The following is an 18,979-nucleotide window of genomic DNA, read 5'->3' on the forward strand; positions in this document are numbered from 1 at the left end:
AAGCAGGCCGAGGGCATCGACACCAAAACCGATCGGACCTTCGGTGTAGCCGGACTCGAATTTCAGAATGAAGCCCTGAGCCCACTCCTCGGCCTTAGATGGCGCAGTGCCGGTGCGAAAGTCTCGGTTCATGTAGAAGTTGCGCAGCTCGACAGCTGCCTTGCTGTCGTCGAAGAAAGCCGCGCTGGCCGGTCCGGCGATGCTCAGTGCGGCGCCTGCGCATAGCAGTTGGCAGATGGTCTTGCGGTCATGTTGCATGGTGCTTCCTCTTGTTGTTATGGGTGCAGCGTTGCGGATGAATCAGAGGGTGAATTCGTTCGTTCCAGGTCTGCGCCTGTCTGGCGAACGATGAAGCTTGTTGAGCGAATGCCGTGCCAGTCCTGACGAACCAGGCAAAAAGAATCCGAAACAAGCGAGCCAGAGGCGGCGGGCGGTTTAGTCCGGCAGATGCCGCGAGGGTCAGAGGCGAACCACGTTGTCCGCCACGCTGGACATGTACTGAATGGCGGGCCGTTCATGTCCAGCGGACCGGACGTCTGCAATGTCAGCAGGACATCGCGACATCAACAGTGGGATGGGCTTGCACCCATCCCACGCGTCATTTACCAGCCTTTCCGGCTTTTCACGCAGACGAAGCTCGAGGCCTTGTTCACGTCGCGCTTGCTAACGTATTTCGGCCAGGCCGGGTATTCGCACAGAGGACGGGTACGACGTGGCACCGCGGCGGTGTCGGTGACGATCTGCCGTTTGGGCACGATGCCTCGTTCGACCCAATTCTCAAGCGTCGTCAGGGAATCCCAGGCGGCGTTGAATACCGTGCTGGCCGCATGGGCATAGCCGGGGATTTCGTAGTACCGCATGAATCGCCGTGTCTTTCCGACGCCCATGTCCCGCTGCACGCGCTGGTAGTACTCGGCTGTCGCGCGGGTGCTGACCAGCTGATCCGAGGTGCCGTGGGCCATGAGAATCTTGCCGCCATTGGCGGAGAAGGCCGAGAGATCGGTCTGGTTGACGTCCTGGCGCAGCGACAGTGCATCGACTCTTGCCTGCCAGGGCCCCAGGTTGGTTGGGTCCAGCGTTAGCGAGTTGAACGCCGGATTGCGGGTGACGAAGTAGCGCACCCACTCATCCCAGAATCCCGAATGATAAGGCGCTCCCTCGACGAAACCGGTGCCGTGCACGGGCATCGGATAGTCCGGCTGCAGGGTGTTCAAGCCCAGCCGATTGACCACCAGTTGCAACCCTTCACCCGGACGTCCGAGATCGGTGCCCCAGGTATTGAAGCCGGGGTAGCCGCGCTCGCCGCTGGCCAGCGGCCGGCTGAAGCGGATGGGCGTGTCGAACACCCTGAGCGCCTTGATCTGCGCATCTGACAGGCAGTCGTTGCCGGTATCGGCTCCGCCACGGCAGCGCAGCGGACGGCCGTTGAGCTTGGCCTTGGCGGGATCGAACCGGGCGTTGCAGGCCGCCTGATTGCTGATCACCCGGTCACGTGCGCCGTCCAGCTCGTCGCAGGCCTGCATCGACGCTTCCAGCAATGCCGCGCGTTTCTCCAGGTTGGGAAAGGCACCGGGAGCGGCTAAGGCTCTGGTGATACGGCCGAACTGCAGATCCAGCGCTGCCGCGTTGTAGGCCGGGTAAAGGACGATGGCGCCCTGGAAATCCTTCGGCCACTGCTGCACCACGGCCAAGGCCTCGCGGCCGCCGGTCGAGCCGCCGGCAAAATAGCTGTGCAGCGGCTGGCGACTGTAACGCTGTTCGATCAGGTACATCGCGGTGTCGCGGGTTTTCTTCAGCGCATCGTGGGCGTAATTGGCCAACGCTTCGTCGTTCCAGGCGAAATCGCCAGGATTGACCGGATTGGCAACGTGCCCCGAGTCGCTGGCAAATACGGCATAGCCACGGCCCAGCGGCGTCGGCTGGTCGACCGGCCCGGCCGGGACGTTGCCCGCCACGTTGGGGACGGTACCGTTGTAGCCGCCACCGCCGTACATCATCGCTTTGTTGTTCCATTGCTCCGGCAGGACGATGCGCATCTTGATTGTCGGTGCGCTCGGATCGATCGGGGCGATTTCCACGTTCAGGTCGCAATGCGCGCCGAATGTCTGCGGCGCGCTGCCACCGCCCGGCATCAGGGTGGCGGAGGTGACCTTGGCACCGGAGGTAGGCAATGCGATCGCCGCGCTGGGAATCTTGGCGCCGGCCAGTTCGTTGCAACTGGCGGCGAGCGTGGGTTGGGCAATCGCCGCTGCCAGCAGGGCGGGTGCGGCAAGCAGCAGACGCGACGCCGCCGAGCGGCGTGCGTAGGTTGCACGGAGTGCTTTCATGGGGCTTCCTTCTTCTTGTTGTTGTCGTGCCCGCGGCAGACGCCACGAGGCGAGTGCGCCCGGGCGAAAGAATACGGCAGCGGCCAGGCGCATCAGGCGGAGCCAAACGCGTGCCAGGCGCAGGCGCTGAGGCTCAGCTCCCGATAGCCGGTCGATCGTCTGGTGTCGCGCCGCTCTAGCTCGATGATGATGAAATTGGTTCGGGTGCTCGTCAGTGCGGATCGCTGTCCAGCGGAAGCGACATGACGAGCTGTAAATGTCTGCGTGAATGGACAGTCTGTCTTGCAGTCCGGACTGTCCGGCGGTGCGGTGCCAAGAGCAATCGGTTCCCGCCTAGCGGGTGGCAGGAAGCCCTATTGGATGCAGTTCGCCGAGCAAGCTTCCGGCACCTCTGGTGCTTCTGCCCAGGCAACGATTATTATCGCCGCCCGTTTTTTTCATTTCGGAACATTGGAATGAATTGCCGCCCCGGTTGTGGTGCCTGCTGTATTGCCCCTTCGATCAGTTCGCCTATTCCTGGCATGCCTTTCGGTAAGCCGGCTGGAGCGCGTTGTTTGCATCTTTCCGATTCGAATCTGTGCGGGCTGTTTGGTCATCCTGCACGGCCGGCTGTTTGTGCTGCTTTCAAGGCCGATCGTAGTGTCTGTGGCGATGATCGGGATGATGCGATTCGATTGCTTGGCTGGCTGGAGCAGGCGACCGCCTGATCTGTTGACCGGCTTGATCGTTCTTGCGCTCCCGCCTGGTTACGCCGATACCGATGCTTGGAGTGTCTTCCCTTGGCCTTGTTTGGCCATTTGGTCCGGATTCGCCGCGAGGGCGCGCCTCCTACAATTCGGTGCAGCCCTTGGCCACAGCGCTTGCCATTAGATCCCGTGTGAGGCCGCTACCTAATTGGCGCTCTGAAGCAGCGGCGAGTGGTCTAGCGTGCAGACCAGGCTGGGGGAGACAACAATTTATTGCCCAGAAAAACGAAACCCCGCCGATTTGGCGGGGTTCGTTAGCAGTCTTGGACTGTATTTCCAGCTAACAACTCAGCGAGGTAGATCGCGCTGCGGGTGGCCGGTGTACAGCTGACGCGGGCGTCCGATCTTCTGGCCGGATGCGATCATTTCTTTCCAATGCGAAATCCAGCCGACAGTGCGTGCCAGGGCGAAGATCACCGTGAACATGCTGGTCGGAATGCCGATCGCCTTGAGGATGATGCCGGAGTAGAAGTCGACGTTCGGGTACAGGTTGCGCTCGGCGAAGTAGGGATCGTTCAGCGCGATCTCTTCCAGCTTCATAGCCAGTTCGAGTTGCGGATCGTTGATGCCCAGCTCACCCAGCACTTCGTCGCAGGTCTGCTTCATGACCTTGGCGCGCGGGTCGAAGTTCTTGTAGACGCGGTGGCCGAAGCCCATCAGCTTGAATGGATCATTCTTGTCCTTGGCCTTGGCCAGGAACTTCTCGATGTTCGATACGTCGCCGATTTCGTCCAGCATGGTGAGCACGGCTTCGTTGGCGCCGCCGTGTGCCGGGCCCCAGAGCGCTGCAATGCCAGCCGCAATACAGGCGAATGGGTTGGCGCCGGTGGAGCCTGCAAGGCGGACGGTAGAGGTAGAAGCGTTCTGCTCGTGATCGGCGTGCAGAATAAAGATGCGATCCATGGCCTTAGCCAGCACCGGGCTGATCGGCTTCACTTCACAAGGTGTGTTGAACATCATGTGAAGGAAGTTTTCAGCGTAGTTCAGGTCGTTGCGCGGATACATCATCGGCTGACCCATGGAGTATTTGTAAACCATGGCGGCCAGTGTCGGCATCTTGGCGACCAGGCGCACCGCTGAAATTTCGCGATGCTTCGGGTCGTTGATGTCCAGCGAGTCGTGATAGAAAGCCGACAGCGCACCGACAACGCCACACATGATGGCCATGGGGTGTGCATCGCGACGGAAGCCATTAAGGAAAGACTTGAGCTGCTCGTGAACCATCGTATGGTTTTGCACGGTGCTGATGAACTTCGCCTTTTCCTCGGCGGTAGGCAATTCGCCATTCAGCAGGAGGTAGCAGGTCTCGAGATAATCTGCTTTTTCGGCCAGTTGTTCGATCGGGTAGCCGCGATGCAGCAGAACGCCTTTGTCACCGTCGATGTAGGTGATCTTGGATTCGCAAGAGGCGGTGGACATGAAGCCGGGATCGAAGGTGAAACGACCCGTGGAGGTCAAGCCTCGAACATCGATTACGTCAGGCCCTACGGTGCCGGTTAGAACGGGCAGTTCGATGGCGTCTGCGCCTTCGATGATCAACTGCGCTTTGTTGTCAGCCATGTATGGCCTCCTGTTTTATGCTTGGAATCATCATGGCCCCCCACGCAGGGCCCGCATCACTATAGTGAGATAAATCTCAAAGTCAATTTGCGCGGGCTCCCTGTTACAGAGGGCTTTTACGGGTGAATTCGCAACCAGAAGATGCTATTTACGGCATTAGTAATCAGGGGCGCCATCCGCCTTTAGTGGCACTTCACCACATTGTCATTAGCGACCTAACTGTTTATAATCGGCGACCGACCGGCAGGGGCCTAACAGGCAGTTTCCTGTGGGTTGTCACTCGTGGGTGGCGGGTACCGCTGCGTGCTCTTCCCAACAACTGCCCTGCGTTTTCGGGGGCTCTCAAGTGTGAAAAAAAGCCGTGAAAAGCCAACGACCTGTAAACCTAGATCTTAGGACAATAAAGCTCCCAATCACTGCCTACACCTCAATCCTTCACCGCATTTCCGGCGTGATACTGTTTGTTGGTGTGGCCATTCTGCTGCTTGCGCTGGATGTCTCGCTTTCTTCTGCCGAAGGCTTCGAAGAAGTGAAAGCGTATATCAGCAGTCCGCTAGCCAAGCTGGTGATCTGGGCGCTGCTTTCTGCATTGCTATATCACCTGGTGGCTGGTGTGCGTCACCTGATCATGGACACCGGGCATGGTGAGACGCTGGAAGGCGGCAAGCTGGGCTCGAAAATCGTTCTGGCCGTTTCCGCGGTGCTGATCGTTCTGGCGGGAGTCTGGATATGGTAACTAACGTCACGAACTTCTCGCGTTCGGGCCTGTACGACTGGATGGCTCAGCGCGTCTCTGCGGTGGTTCTCGCGGCTTATTTCATTTTTCTGATCGGATATCTGCTTGTGAATCCGGGGCTGGAATACGCTCAGTGGCAGGGACTCTTCTCGTCCAGCTGGATGCGTATCTTCAGTCTGCTGGCGCTGGTCGCCCTGAGTGTGCATGCATGGGTTGGTATGTGGACCATTTCCACTGACTACCTGACCAACATGGCAATCGGTAAGTGGGCTACCGGTGTGCGTTTCCTCTTCCAGGCAGTGTGTGGCATCGCCATGTTCACATTCTTCGTCTGGGGTGTGCAGATTCTTTGGGGTATCTGATCCATGGCTAGCATTCGTACTCTTTCTTATGACGCCATCATTATTGGTGGCGGTGGCGCGGGCATGCGCGCCGCGCTGCAGCTGGCCCAAGGCGGCCACAAAACTGCGGTGGTGACCAAGGTATTCCCGACTCGCTCGCATACCGTTTCCGCTCAGGGTGGCATCACCTGCGCTATCGCTTCGGCCGACCCGAACGATGATTGGCGTTGGCATATGTACGATACCGTCAAGGGTTCCGATTACATCGGCGACCAGGACGCTATCGAATACATGTGTTCCGTTGGCCCTGAAGCGGTGTTCGAGCTGGAGCACATGGGGCTGCCGTTCTCTCGTACCGAGCAGGGTCGTATCTACCAGCGTCCGTTTGGTGGCCAGTCCAAGGACTACGGCAAGGGCGGTCAGGCTGCTCGGACCTGTGCTGCGGCCGACCGTACCGGTCACGCGCTGCTGCATACGCTCTATCAGGCCAACCTGAAAGCCGGCACCTCCTTCCTTAACGAGTGGTACGGCGTCGACCTGGTGAAAAACCAGGATGGTGCCATCGTCGGCATCATCGCGATTTGCATCGAGAACGGCGAAACCGTCTACATTCGCTCCAAGGCCGTGGTTCTGGCTACCGGTGGTGCGGGTCGTATCTATGCGTCCACCACCAACGCCCTGATCAATACCGGTGACGGTATCGGTATGGCGCTGCGTGCCGGTGTGCCGGTTCAGGACATCGAAATGTGGCAGTTCCACCCGACCGGTATCGCCGGTGCTGGCGTGCTGGTGACCGAAGGTTGCCGAGGTGAGGGTGGTTACCTGATCAATAAGCACGGCGAGCGCTTCATGGAGCGTTATGCTCCGAACGCCAAGGATCTTGCAGGTCGTGACGTGGTTGCTCGCTCGATGGTCAAGGAAATCCTGGCTGGCAACGGCTGTGGCCCGGACGGCGATCATGTGATGCTCAAGCTTGATCACCTCGGCGAAGAAGTGCTGCACAGCCGCCTGCCGGGCATCTGCGAGCTATCCAAGACCTTCGCTCACGTTGATCCTGTTACAGCTCCGGTTCCTGTTGTTCCGACCTGCCATTACATGATGGGCGGTATCGCCACCAATATCCACGGTCAGGCAATAACTCAGGATGCCAACGGCAATGACAAGATTATCGATGGCTTGTTTGCCGTAGGCGAAGTGGCGTGCGTATCCGTGCATGGCGCCAACCGTCTGGGCGGCAACTCGCTGCTGGATCTGGTCGTATTCGGCCGTGCGGCTGGTCTGCATTTGGAAAAGGCGCTGAAGGACGGTATCGAGCATCGCGGTGCTACGGAAACCGATTTGGACGTGGCGCTGAATCGCCTGGCCAGTCTGAACGAGCGGACTGCTGGTGAGGATGTCGCTTCGCTGCGTAAAGAACTGCAAAGCTGCATGCAAAACTACTTCGGTGTGTTCCGTACTGGCGAATATATGCAGAAGGGCATCGCCCAGTTGGCTGATCTGCGTCAGCGTATCGCTACTGTCAAGATTTCTGACAAGAGCCAGGCGTTCAATACCGCGCGTATCGAGGCGCTGGAACTTCAGAATCTGCTGGAAGTTGCCGAAGCGACTGCCATTGCTGCTGAAAACCGCAAAGAATCCCGCGGTGCGCATGCTCGTGAAGATTACGAAGAGCGTGACGATGAAAACTGGCTGTGCCACACCCTGTACTTCCCAGGTGAGAAGCGTGTAGCCAAGCGTGCCGTGAACTTCTCTCCGAAGACAGTTCCGACTTTCGAACCCAAGGTCCGGACTTACTGAGGTCGCCGATATGTTGCAAGTGAGCGTTTATCGCTACAACCCGGATAAAGACGAAAAGCCATACATGCAGGACTTCCAGATCAATACCGATGGTAAAGATCTGATGGTTCTCGACGTCTTGGCACTCGTCAAGGAACAGGACGAAGGTTTCTCCTATCGTCGTTCCTGCCGCGAAGGAGTCTGTGGCTCCGATGGCATGAACATGAACGGCAAGAATGGCCTGGCCTGCATCACTCCGCTGTCGGCCGTGGTCAAGGGCAACAAGCTGGTGGTTCGCCCGCTGCCTGGTTTGCCAGTTATTCGTGACTTGGCCGTCGATATGGGCATCTTCTATAAGCAGTACGAGAAGGTTCGTCCTTATCTGATGAACGATACGCCTGCTCCGGCTATCGAACGTCTGCAGAGTCCGGAAGATCGGGAAAAGCTTGACGGTCTGTACGAGTGCATTCTGTGCGCTTGCTGCTCGACCAGCTGCCCGTCCTTCTGGTGGAATCCGGACAAGTTCCTTGGCCCGGCTGCGCTGCTTCAGGCCTACCGCTTCCTGGCCGATAGCCGCGACACCGAGACTGAGAACCGTCTGACTGCGCTGGACGATCCGTTCAGTGTGTTCCGCTGCCGCGGCATCATGAACTGCGTAAGTGTTTGCCCTAAAGGGTTGAACCCGACCAAGGCGATTGGTCATGTGCGGAACATGCTGTTGCAGAGTGCAACCTGACGTGCCAAGGGTGGCCACGGTTACTTGCGTGACCGTAGGCCCCTAATGCTTTACCGCGACACCTACGGCGCCGAAGTTCCAACGACGGCGCCGTAGTCTTAGTAGGAATCTCAGCCCACAAAGCCGGGATTTCGCTCTGAAAATTTGATGACCAGCAGGAGCATCCGGGGTGGTTCTCGGAAACTATCTGCGCGGTCCGTAGTGGCTTTACCTGGGTCGCTGCTTCAGAACTTGGGAAGTCATGCTGCGGTCTCCACGCTGGTGGTGTCTCCTTATCGAAGGTGACCAGACATGCAAGAAAGCGTAATGCAGCGCATGTGGGACAGTGCCCACCTATCCGGTGGTAACGCTGCCTATGTGGAAGAGCTTTATGAGCTCTACCTGCACGATCCCAACGCTGTGCCCGAAGAGTGGCGCACTTACTTCCAGAAGTTGCCCATCAGTGGCGGCGCTACGGCCGATGTGTCGCATTCGACGATTCGCGATCACTTCGTCCTGCTGGCCAAGAACCAGCGTCGCGCACAGCCTGTTTCGGCAGGCAGCGTCAGTAGCGAGCATGAGAAGAAGCAGGTCGAAGTCCTGCGTCTGATACAGGCATACCGGATGCGTGGGCATCAGGCTGCACAGCTCGATCCGCTCGGCTTGCAGCAGCGCCCGGCTCCGGCTGATCTTGCCATCAACAACTACGCTTTGACCGATGCCGACCTGGATACGGTTTTCCGCACTGGTGACCTTGCCATGGGCAGGGATCAGGCGACATTGCGGGAAATTCAGCAGGCGTTGCAAGAGACTTATTGCCGCACCATCGGTGCCGAATTTACCCATATCGTCGATTCCGATCAGCGCAACTGGTTCATCCAGCGCCTGGAAAGCGTCCGTGGGCGTCCCGTCTTCTCGTCGGAAATCAAAAGCCATCTGCTCGAGCGTCTGACTGCTGCCGAGGGCCTTGAAAAGTACCTGGGCACCAAGTATCCGGGCACTAAACGCTTCGGCTTGGAAGGCGGCGAGAGTCTGATTCCGCTGCTCGACGAGATCATTCAGCGTTCCGGTTCGTACGGCACAAAGGAAATCGTCATCGGCATGGCCCACCGCGGCCGTCTTAACGTGCTGGTCAATACCTTCGGCAAGAACCCGCGCGACCTGTTCGATGAATTCGAAGGCAAGAAGGTCGAAGGTCTCAGCTCAGGCGACGTTAAGTACCACCAGGGCTTTTCCTCGAACGTGATGACGCCAGGTGGCGAAATCCATCTGGCGATGGCTTTCAACCCGTCTCACCTGGAAATCGTTTCCCCGGTAGTCGAAGGTTCCGTTCGTGCGCGTCAGGACCGTCGTTCTGATTCGGTAGGCGACAAGGTGCTTCCGGTAACCATCCATGGTGATGCGGCGGTCGCTGGCCAGGGCGTGGTCATGGAAACCTTCCAGATGTCGCAGACCCGAGCCTATCGGACCGGCGGCACCATCCGCATCGTGATCAACAACCAGGTCGGCTTCACGACGAACAAGCAGGAAGACGCGCGCTCCACCGAGTACGCGACCGACGTTGCGAAGATGATCCAGGCGCCGATCTTCCATGTGAACGCGGATGATCCAGAGGCTGTTCTGTTCGTTACGCAGTTGGCTGTCGATTACCGCATGCAGTTCAAGCGGGACATCGTCATCGACTTGATCTGCTACCGTCGTCGTGGTCACAACGAGGCCGACGAGCCGAGCGGTACTCAGCCGCTGATGTATCAGAAGATCGCCAAGCAGCGCACCACCCGTGAGCTGTATGCCGATTCGCTGATGCAGTCGAAGGTGCTGGAAGATGCGCAGGTGCAGGCAAAGGTCGATGAATATCGCACCGCGCTAGACAATGGCTTGCATGTGGTCAAGAGCTTGGTCAAAGAGCCCAACAAGGAGCTCTTCGTCGACTGGCGCCCATATTTGGGTCATGCCTGGACCGCGCGCCACGATACCCGTTTCGACCTGAAAGCCCTGCAGGAACTGTCCAGCAAAATGCTGGCTACTCCCGAAGGTTTTGTTGTTCAACGCCAGGTTTCGAAGATTCTCGAAGACCGTCAGAAGATGGGTGCTGGCGCGCTGGCGATTAACTGGGGCTACGCTGAGACACTGGCTTATGCGACCTTGTTGTTCGAAGGCCATCCGGTGCGCATCAGCGGTCAGGACGTCGGTCGCGGTACCTTCTCGCACCGCCATGCGGCGCTGCACAACCAGAAGGATGGCAGCACCTATATTCCGTTGCAGCATCTCTATGAAGGACAGCCGCGCTTCGACCTGTACGACTCCTTCCTGTCCGAAGAAGCGGTGCTTGCGTTCGAATACGGTTACGCCACGACCATGCCCAACGCGCTGGTGGTTTGGGAAGCTCAGTTCGGCGACTTCGCCAACGGTGCGCAGGTCGTCATCGACCAATTCATCACCAGCGGCGAGCACAAATGGGGCCGTCTTTGCGGCCTGACCATGTTGTTGCCGCACGGCTATGAAGGGCAGGGGCCTGAGCATTCGTCAGCACGTCTGGAACGCTATCTGCAGCTGTGCGCCGAGCACAACATCCAGGTGTGCGTACCGACTACGCCGGCACAGGTCTACCACATGCTGCGTCGTCAGGCGATCCGCCCGCTGCGCAAGCCGCTGGTGGCCCTGACGCCGAAGTCGTTGCTGCGTCACAAGCTGGCGACCTCTACGCTGGAGGAACTGACCCAGGGCTCGTTCCTGACCGTGATCCCGGAAATCGATCAGATCGAGCCGAGCAAGGTCGAACGACTGATCATGTGCAGCGGCAAGGTCTACTACGATTTGCTGGACAAGCGTCGTAACGAAGGCCGCGAGGATATCGCGATCGTTCGTCTCGAGCAGCTGTACCCGTTCCCGGAAGAGGATCTGGCCGAAGTGCTTGCGCCGTACCAGAACCTCAAGAGCATCGTCTGGTGTCAGGAAGAACCGATGAACCAGGGCGCATGGTATTGCAGCCAGCACCACATGCGTCGTGTTGCCGTCGCGCACAAGAAGGAGCTCTTCCTGCAGTACGCGGGTCGTGAAGCTTCTGCTGCGCCTGCGGTCGGCTATGCATCCATGCACGCCGAACAGCAGGAGAAACTGCTGCAGGACGCCTTCACCGTTTAATCATTCTTGCAAGAGGCCGCGAAAACCGCGGCCTCGATGTAGAAACCGAATCAAATAGGACCCCAGCTAATGGCTATCGAGATCAAAGCCCCTCAATTTCCTGAATCGGTTGCTGACGGCACCGTTGCTACCTGGCACAAGCAGCCGGGCGATGCAGTCAAGCGCGACGAACTGATCGTCGACATCGAGACCGACAAGGTCGTGATGGAAGTACTGGCCGAGGCGGATGGCGTACTGAGCGAAATCGTCAAGAATGAGGGCGACACCGTACTGAGCGGCGAGCTGCTCGGCAAGCTGGATGCTGGCGCTACCGCCGCCGCGTCTTCGCCTGCTGCAGCCCCGGCTCAGGCCGCTGCCCCTGCTGCTGCGCCGGCACCTGCCGCGGGCGGTGAAGATGCCATCCTCGCTCCGGCCGCGCGCAAGCTCGCCGAAGAAAATGGCATTGATCCCAACAGCGTCAAGGGCACTGGCAAAGACGGTCGCGTCACCAAGGAAGATCTGGTTGCTGCCATCGAAGCCAAGAAGTCCGCACCCGCCGCTGCCGCCAAGCCCGCTGCAGCTGCTACCGCGCCCGTCGTTACTGCCGCCGGTGATCGCACCGAGAAGCGCGTCCCGATGACTCGCCTGCGCGCCAAGGTTGCCGAGCGTCTGGTCGAAGCACAGTCGAACATGGCGATGCTGACTACCTTCAACGAAGTCGACATGACCGAAATCATGGCCCTGCGTTCGAAGTACAAGGATCTGTTCGAGAAGACCCACAATGGAGTGCGCCTGGGCTTCATGTCCTTCTTCGTCAAGGCGTCTGTCGAGGCGCTGAAGCGCTTCCCGGCAGTCAACGCATCGATCGACGGCACCGACATCGTTTACCACGGCTATCAGGACATTGGCGTGGCCGTCTCCAGCGACCGTGGTTTAGTCGTGCCGGTCCTGCGTAATGCCGAACTGATGAACCTGGCTGAAGTCGAAAGCGGCATCGCCACGTTCGGCAAGAAGGCCCGCGACGGCAAGCTGTCGATCGACGAAATGACTGGCGGCACCTTCACCATCACCAACGGTGGTACGTTCGGTTCGATGATGTCGACGCCTATCGTCAATCCGCCGCAGGCCGCGATCCTGGGTATGCACAACATCCTGCAGCGCCCGATGGCCATCAATGGTCAGGTAGTCATCCGTCCGATGATGTATCTGGCGCTGTCCTACGATCATCGCTTGATCGACGGTAAGGAAGCGGTCAGCTTCCTGGTGACCATCAAGAACCTGCTGGAAGATCCGGCCCGTCTGCTGCTGGACATCTAATAGCAGCCGCAGCTGCAGGTCGCGAGCTGCTACGTGATAGCAGCCCGTTCGATCTGTAGCTTGCAGCTTGTAGCTTTGCTTAAAGAGGATTCGTAATGAGCCAGAAATTCGACGTCGTCGTCATCGGGGCCGGCCCCGGCGGTTATGTAGCAGCGATTCGCGCCGCTCAGTTGGGTCTGAAAACCGCCTGCATCGAAAAATATCAGGGCAAGGAAGGCAAAACCGCACTGGGCGGCACCTGCCTGAACGTGGGTTGCATTCCTTCCAAGGCGCTGCTGGACAGTTCCTACAAGTTCCATGAGGCCCACGAGAGCTTCAAGGTTCACGGTATCAGCACTGGCGACGTCAAGATGGACGTTCCGACCATGGTGGCCCGCAAGGACCAGATCGTTAAGAACCTCACCGGCGGCGTTGCGGGGCTGTTGAAAGCCAATGGCGTCACCGTTTTTGAAGGCCATGGCAAGCTGCTCAGCGGCAAGCAGGTCGAAGTCACCAAACTCGACGGTAGTACCGAAACGCTGGCGGCCGAGAACGTCATTTTGGCCTCGGGCTCCAAGCCGGTGGACATTCCGCCCGCACCTGTCGACCAGAACACCATTGTCGATTCCACCGGCGCGCTGGATTTCCAGAGCGTTCCAGCCAAGCTGGGCGTCATCGGCGCCGGCGTGATCGGTCTGGAACTGGGCTCGGTATGGGCTCGTTTGGGCGCTGAAGTCACCGTGCTCGAAGCGATGGACAAGTTCCTGCCAGCCGCTGACGAGCAGATTTCCAAGGAAGCTTTCAAGGTTCTGAGCAAGCAGGGTCTGAAAATCCTGTTGGGCGCACGCGTCACTGGTTCCGAAGTCAAGGGCGACCAGGTTACCGTCAACTTCACTAACGCCGAAGGTGAGCAGCAGCAGACCTTCGACAAGCTGATCGTTGCGGTTGGGCGTCGTCCGGTCACCACCGATCTGCTGGCTGCCGATGCCGGCGTCGACATGGACGAGCGTGGCTTCATCTTCGTCGACGACTATTGCGCTACCAGCGTTCCCGGCGTTTACGCCATCGGTGACGTGGTACGTGGCGCCATGCTCGCCCACAAGGCCTCGGAAGAGGGCGTGATGGTTGCCGAGCGTATCGCCGGACACAAGTCGCAAATGAACTACGACCTGGTTCCCTCGGTCATCTATACCCATCCGGAAATCGCGTGGGTCGGTAAGACCGAGCAGGCGCTGAAAGGCGAGGGCGTGGAAATCAATGTCGGTACTTTCCCGTTCGCCGCGAGCGGCCGTGCAATGGCCGCCAACGACACCGCTGGTCTGGTCAAGGTGATCGCTGATGCCAAGACCGACCGTGTTCTCGGTGTGCATGTGATGGGGCCGGCTGCGGCGGAACTGGTTCAGCAGGGCGCAATCGGTATGGAGTTCGGCACCAGTGCCGAGGACCTAGGCATGATGGTGTTCTCGCACCCGACCATGTCCGAAGCGCTGCACGAAGCAGCATTGGCGGTGAATGGCCACGCCATCCACATTGCCAACCGCAAGAAGCGCTGATAGCGCCGCGGTAAAAAGACGGATTGCATTGTTCCATCGGCACAACGCAATCCGTCGATACCTTCACGCAAGGTATGACAGGTCTCTGAAAGGTGTTCTCGATAGTTTTCAGCGACTTGAGGCGACGCGGCATACATGCAACGTCTGATGCACATCAAACCGAACGGTAGCTAAGATGAATCTTCACGAATATCAGGGTAAGCAACTGTTTGCTGAGTACGGATTGCCAGTTTCCAAAGGTTACGCAGTCGATAGCCCGAAGGAAGCGGCGGAAGCCTGTGACCAGATCGGTGGCACCGAGTGGGTAGTCAAAGCCCAGGTCCATGCTGGTGGTCGCGGCAAAGCGGGTGGTGTCAAGCTGGTACGCAGCAAGGACGAAGCCCGTGCATTCGCCGAACAGTGGCTGGACAAGCGTCTGGTGACTTACCAGACCGACGCCAACGGCCAGCCGGTCAGCAAGATTCTCGTCGAAGCCTGCACTGACATCGACAAGGAGCTGTATCTGGGCGCCGTGGTCGATCGCGCCACCCGCCGCATCGTGTTCATGGCGTCCACCGAAGGTGGCGTGGACATCGAAAAGGTCGCTCACGATACCCCTGAAAAAATCCTCAAGGCCACGATCGATCCGCTGGTCGGCGCTCAGCCGTTCCAGGGCCGCGAGCTGGCGTTCCAGCTGGGCTTGAAAGGCGATCAGGTCAAGCAGTTCGTGCATATCTTCGTAGGCCTGGGCAAGCTTTTCGTCGATTACGACCTGGCGCTGCTGGAAGTCAACCCGCTGGTCATCAAAAAAGACGGTAACCTGCACTGCCTGGACGCCAAGCTGAACATCGACAGCAACGCCATCTACCGCCAGCCGAAGCTGCGCGGCATGCAGGATCCTTCCCAGGATGATCCACGCGAAGCCCACGCGGCCAAGTGGGAGCTGAACTACGTGGCGCTCGATGGCAACATTGGCTGCATGGTCAACGGTGCTGGCCTGGCCATGGGAACCATGGACATTGTCAACCTGCACGGCGGCAAGCCAGCCAACTTCCTCGACGTGGGCGGCGGCGCTACCGAAGAGCGCGTTACCGAGGCATTCAAGATCATTCTTTCCGACGAAAACGTTGCCGCTGTTCTGGTCAACATCTTCGGTGGCATCGTCCGCTGCGACATGATCGCTGAAGGCATCATCGGTGCGGTCAAGGAAGTCGGCGTGAAGGTGCCGGTGGTCGTTCGCCTGGAAGGCAACAATGCCGCACTTGGCGCCAAGATGCTGGGTGAAAGTGGTCTGAACATCATCGGCGCGACCAGCCTGACCGATGCGGCCATTCAAGTCGTCAAAGCCGCGGAGGGCAAATAATGAGCGTCCTGATCAATAAAGACACCAAGGTCATCTGCCAGGGCTTTACCGGTTCGCAGGGCACCTTCCACTCCGAACAGGCTATCGAATACGGCACCAAGATGGTTGGCGGCGTCACGCCGGGCAAAGGGGGCACTACTCACCTCGGCCTCCCGGTATTCAACACCGTCAAGGAAGCGGTGCAGGCGACTGGTGCCGAGGCATCCGTTATCTACGTACCGGCGCCATTCTGCAAGGATTCCATCCTCGAAGCGGCATTCGGTGGTATCAAGCTGATCGTCTGCATTACCGAGGGCATCCCGACCCTCGACATGCTTGAAGTGAAGATCAAGTGTGATGAGCTGGGTGTGCGCCTGATCGGCCCGAACTGCCCGGGCGTGATCACTCCCGGCGAATGCAAGATCGGCATCCAGCCTGGCCACATCCACCTACCAGGCAAGGTCGGTATCGTTTCACGTTCCGGCACCCTGACTTACGAAGCGGTCAAGCAGACCACTGACGCTGGTTTCGGTCAGTCCACCTGCGTCGGCATCGGTGGCGACCCGATTCCAGGCTCGACCTTCATCGACATCCTCAAGCTGTTCCAGGAAGATCCACAGACCGAAGCGATCGTGATGATCGGTGAAATCGGTGGCTCCGCCGAGGAAGAAGCCGCAGCCTACATCAAGGCCAACGTCACCAAGCCGGTCGTTTCCTACATTGCCGGTGTGACTGCTCCTGCTGGCAAGCGTATGGGGCATGCCGGTGCGATCATCTCCGGTGGCAAGGGTACCGCTGACGAGAAGTTCGCTGCGCTGCAGGATGCCGGTGTCAAGACCGTCCGCTCGCTTGCCGATATTGGCAAAGCGCTTGCAGAACTAACCGGTTGGGCAGTCAAGCAAGGCTGATCCTTGAGCCGCGACACGAGATGCCAGTCAGGCTGTCTGACTGGCATTTTTGTTTCCAGAGTCCTGCAATTGCAGCTGGTTGCAGCTGACTCTCTTAGTCAGCTGGCTAACAAAGCACAGCATGTAGCGTCAGCTGCAGCGATTAACTCAACGGCATTAGCGGTTTTCAGCGGAAACCGTTTTCTGGCGTGAACTCGCCGGGGCGCTTTCCCGATTTCGAATGCTCGGCTGTTTATGTGCCGTCGCCTCGGGGCGAAGTGGTTGGCTTTGTCAGCGCAACATCGTCGAAAATTGGCAAAGTGTCGCTCTAGAGCGGGAATTCCATTAAGGTGCGTCCTTTTTTCTCGCGTGGCTCGGCGGATACTGTCCGCTTGCCGGGAAGGATGCGCCTGGGTGCGTCCTTCAAACCAGAACCTCCTGCAGTGGTAATAAACGATGACTCGATTGAAAGGCCTGGATCTGCTGGCCCTTGGATTCATGACATTCGCGCTCTTTCTCGGCGCTGGCAATATCATTTTCCCACCCAGCGCCGGTATGGCTGCCGGGCATTCCATCTGGCCCGCCGCGATGGGTTTCTTGTTGACCGGTGTTGGCTTGCCGCTGCTCACCGTAATTGCACTGGCGCGCGTTGGCGGCGGTATGGACAGGCTAACCGCGCCACTGGGGCGGGGTGCCGGAACGCTGCTAGCCGTTGCTGTATATCTGGCTATCGGCCCGCTGTTCGCGACGCCGCGCACAGCGGTGGTGTCCTTCGAAATGGGCGTGGCGCCGTTCACCGGAAACTCGGCCATACCGCTGTTCGTTTACACCGCGTTGTTTTTTGCTGCGACGCTGTTTCTCGTACTGAATCCCGGTCAGCTGGTTGATCGGGTCGGTAAATTCATTACGCCGGTGCTGCTTGCGGCTTTGCTGGTTCTCGGTGGGGCAGCTCTTTTCGCGCCAGCCGGTGAAATCGGCACCACAGCTGAGAGCTACCGCAACGGTCCATTACTCAAGGGCTTTCTCGAAGGGTATCTGACGATGGATACGTTGGGTGCGCTGGTGTTCGGCATCGTTATCGCCACCGCCATTCGCGACCGAGGTGTGACGGAGCCGGCACTGATAACACGCTATTCAGTGATTGCCGGAGCCATTGCAGCGGTTGGGCTTTCGCTTGTTTATCTGGCGCTTTTCTATCTTGGCGCAACTAGCCAGGGCATCGCGGGCGACGCGCAGAACGGTGTGCAGATCCTCACTAGTTACGTGCAGCACACATTCGGTACTACGGGCAGCTTGTTGTTGGCCGTGGTGATAACGCTGGCGTGTCTGACCACTGCGGTCGGACTGACAACTGCCTGCGGCGAATATTTCAGCGGTCTCCTTCCGGTCAGTTACCGTGTGGTGGTGGTCGTGTTCACTCTGTTTAGCCTGTTGGTGTCGAACCAGGGGCTGACCCAGCTGATCAGCGTTTCCGTACCGGTGCTGGTCGGACTCTATCCGCTTGCGATCATGCTGGTTGCGCTGAGTCTGCTTGACCGCTGCTGGGTCTCGCCGAGCCGTGTTTTCGTTCCGGTGATGGCCGTGACTCTCGTTTTCGGCGTTGCGGATGGTCTTTCGGCTGCCGGCTTCACGAGTCTGGTTCCCGATATGTTCACTATGTTGCCGCTGGCGGCGCAGAGCATGGGTTGGCTGGTGCCGGTGCTGGTCACTCTGGCGATAGCATTTGTGATCGATCGGCTGCTCGGTACCGCTCGGACTGCCCAGCGTTAACGAGCGCACCTGGAACTGCAAACCTGGGAACCGAGGCGTCGGTATTGGCTGACTATAATCAGGCGCGAGTGTTTGGAGGCGTTATGTCTATTCCGAGTCATCTGCTGCCGCACCTGATTGCTGTGGTCTGGTTCATCCTCTGTTGGGCCGGGTATACCCGGTACGCCAGTTGGCGAGCCAGGGATACGGCTTGCCTGGCCTCGGTACTGCATCTTTACCGTCAGGATTGGATGCAGCGCATGCTTATGCGTGACAACCGAATCGCCGATGCGAACGTGATCGGCAATCTGGAGCGCAATGCCAGCTTCTTCGCATCCAGTACGCTGATTATCCTGGCGGGCATTCTCACCGCGCTGGGCGCTTCGGACAGAGCGGTTTCGCTGCTGGCTGATTTGCCGTTCGCGCAACCAGTGAGCCGAGGGCTTTCGGAAATCAAACTGCTCTCACTGGGTGTCGTCTTCGTCTACGCCTTTTTTACCTTCAGCTGGTGCATGCGGCAGTACAACTTCGCCGCTGTGCTAGTCGCCTCGGCGCCCATGGCCGGTGAGCGCAACGTCAGCGACCAGGAGCGCAAGTCATTTGCCGAGCGCTCCGCCCGGGTTATTTCGATGGCGGCCAACCAATTCAACTTCGGGCTGCGTGCGTATTATTTCGGCATGGCCACGCTGGCGTGGTTCATCCATCCCTGGTTCTTTATGGGTGTAACGGCTGGCGTCGTGTTGATCCTCTATCGGCGCGAATTCCATTCCGACGTGCTGAAGGTGATGGTATTTACGCCAACCTTGCCTGCCGAGCTTCCCAAGGAATAGAGCGTCACGACCGAGCCGG

Annotated in this window: 15 protein-coding genes; 12 read left to right on the forward strand and 3 right to left on the reverse strand. The window is 58.8% G+C overall.

The annotated features are described in order from the left end of the window. Together NA645_RS10160 and NA645_RS10165 are read right to left on the reverse strand one after the other, a co-directional pair. The coding region (locus NA645_RS10160; protein ID WP_256048692.1) for an OprD family outer membrane porin at nt 1–258 on the reverse strand (258 nt) is incomplete at its 3' end. 344 nt (nt 259–602) lie between these two features. Continuing rightward, nucleotides 603–2,327: a tannase/feruloyl esterase family alpha/beta hydrolase gene (locus NA645_RS10165; RefSeq protein ID WP_256048693.1), complete on the reverse strand. Its 1,725-nt coding sequence runs from the start codon at nt 2,325–2,327 to the stop codon at nt 603–605. A gap of 455 nt (nt 2,328–2,782) precedes the next feature. On the opposite strand from NA645_RS10165, the gene NA645_RS10170 reads away from it, so the two are divergent. Then, entirely contained in the window at nt 2,783–3,034 is a 252-nt protein-coding gene (locus NA645_RS10170) for a YkgJ family cysteine cluster protein (RefSeq protein WP_256048846.1), read from the forward strand. A 327-nt stretch (nt 3,035–3,361) separates the two neighbouring features. On the opposite strand, the gene gltA is transcribed toward NA645_RS10170, so the two are convergent. Further along, nucleotides 3,362–4,633 (reverse strand): citrate synthase, encoded by a 1,272-nt coding sequence (gene gltA, locus NA645_RS10175; protein WP_131651551.1) that lies wholly within the window; start codon nt 4,631–4,633, stop codon nt 3,362–3,364. 361 nt (nt 4,634–4,994) lie between these two features. Here gltA and sdhC point away from each other — a divergent pair, with 361 nt between their 5' ends. The 11 genes from sdhC (at nt 4,995) to NA645_RS10230 (ending at nt 18,960) form a co-directional block, all read left to right on the forward strand. Further along, entirely contained in the window at nt 4,995–5,369 is a 375-nt protein-coding gene (gene sdhC / locus NA645_RS10180; protein ID WP_131651550.1) for a succinate dehydrogenase, cytochrome b556 subunit, read from the forward strand. Continuing rightward, entirely contained in the window at nt 5,363–5,731 is a 369-nt protein-coding gene (sdhD, locus tag NA645_RS10185) for a succinate dehydrogenase, hydrophobic membrane anchor protein (RefSeq protein ID WP_181104146.1), read from the forward strand. The genes sdhC and sdhD overlap by 7 nt, the downstream gene beginning before the upstream one ends. 3 nt (nt 5,732–5,734) lie before the next feature. Beyond that, complete coding sequence (sdhA, locus tag NA645_RS10190; protein ID WP_256048694.1) at nt 5,735–7,507, forward strand: succinate dehydrogenase flavoprotein subunit; 1,773 nt, start codon at nt 5,735–5,737, stop codon at nt 7,505–7,507. Nucleotides 7,508–7,517: 10 nt separating this feature from the next. Beyond that, nucleotides 7,518–8,222, forward strand: coding sequence for a succinate dehydrogenase iron-sulfur subunit (locus NA645_RS10195; RefSeq protein ID WP_131651547.1), 705 nt, complete (start codon nt 7,518–7,520; stop codon nt 8,220–8,222). 291 nt (nt 8,223–8,513) lie between these two features. Next, nucleotides 8,514–11,345: a 2-oxoglutarate dehydrogenase E1 component gene (locus NA645_RS10200; RefSeq protein ID WP_256048695.1), complete on the forward strand. Its 2,832-nt coding sequence runs from the start codon at nt 8,514–8,516 to the stop codon at nt 11,343–11,345. A gap of 69 nt (nt 11,346–11,414) precedes the next feature. Continuing rightward, entirely contained in the window at nt 11,415–12,641 is a 1,227-nt protein-coding gene (odhB, locus tag NA645_RS10205) for a 2-oxoglutarate dehydrogenase complex dihydrolipoyllysine-residue succinyltransferase (protein WP_256048696.1), read from the forward strand. Nucleotides 12,642–12,736: 95 nt separating this feature from the next. Next, nucleotides 12,737–14,173, forward strand: a complete 1,437-nt coding sequence (gene lpdA / locus NA645_RS10210) for a dihydrolipoyl dehydrogenase (protein WP_131651544.1) — start codon at nt 12,737–12,739, stop codon at nt 14,171–14,173. 175 nt (nt 14,174–14,348) lie between these two features. After that, complete coding sequence (gene sucC, locus NA645_RS10215; RefSeq protein ID WP_256048697.1) at nt 14,349–15,515, forward strand: ADP-forming succinate--CoA ligase subunit beta; 1,167 nt, start codon at nt 14,349–14,351, stop codon at nt 15,513–15,515. Next, nucleotides 15,515–16,402: a succinate--CoA ligase subunit alpha gene (gene sucD, locus NA645_RS10220; protein ID WP_256048698.1), complete on the forward strand. Its 888-nt coding sequence runs from the start codon at nt 15,515–15,517 to the stop codon at nt 16,400–16,402. The genes sucC and sucD overlap by 1 nt, the downstream gene beginning before the upstream one ends. Before the next feature lie 435 nt (nt 16,403–16,837). Then, nucleotides 16,838–18,151 (forward strand): branched-chain amino acid transport system II carrier protein, encoded by a 1,314-nt coding sequence (gene brnQ / locus NA645_RS10225; RefSeq protein WP_256048699.1) that lies wholly within the window; start codon nt 16,838–16,840, stop codon nt 18,149–18,151. An 83-nt stretch (nt 18,152–18,234) separates the two neighbouring features. After that, nucleotides 18,235–18,960 carry a DUF599 domain-containing protein gene (locus NA645_RS10230; protein WP_131651540.1) on the forward strand — a complete coding sequence of 242 codons (726 nt, stop codon included), beginning with the start codon at nt 18,235–18,237 and terminating at the stop codon, nt 18,958–18,960. Nucleotides 18,961–18,979 lie beyond the last annotated feature (19 nt).

Origin of the sequence: Stutzerimonas stutzeri (genome assembly GCF_024448955.1) — a bacterium.
Taxonomy (GTDB): domain Bacteria; phylum Pseudomonadota; class Gammaproteobacteria; order Pseudomonadales; family Pseudomonadaceae; genus Stutzerimonas; species Stutzerimonas stutzeri_AQ.